Origin of the sequence: Paraburkholderia sp. SIMBA_054, assembly GCF_046534875.1 — a bacterium.
Taxonomy (GTDB): domain Bacteria; phylum Pseudomonadota; class Gammaproteobacteria; order Burkholderiales; family Burkholderiaceae; genus Paraburkholderia; species Paraburkholderia hospita.
On the sequence record NZ_JAWRXV010001738.1, the window covers coordinates 1 to 235 of the forward strand.

Below are 235 nucleotides of genomic sequence, written 5' to 3' on the forward strand. Positions count from 1 at the left end.
GTCGGCTCTCCGAAGGCTCCATCTGGGTGTTGCATCTGATTCCTACGCACGCTGAGCTCGGTACGGGCAGCATAGAACCGCTCACGTACTGGGATTTTGACCGCCAGATTCCCATACTTGGTACCGCGGCGATGAGCTTTCGCGTTAACCGTGATGGTGCTTTGGGTCTCAGAAAGGAAGTTGAGGGTGGCGTGCATGGCTACACGCAACTGTTTCGCAACGGTTTTGTGGAGGC

At 56.2% G+C, this 235-nt stretch carries 1 protein-coding gene; it reads left to right on the forward strand.

All coding sequences use genetic code 11. The features are described 5' to 3' along the window. The coding region (locus tag SB822_RS61055) for a hypothetical protein (protein ID WP_410859651.1) at positions 1 to 235 on the forward strand (235 nt) is incomplete at both ends.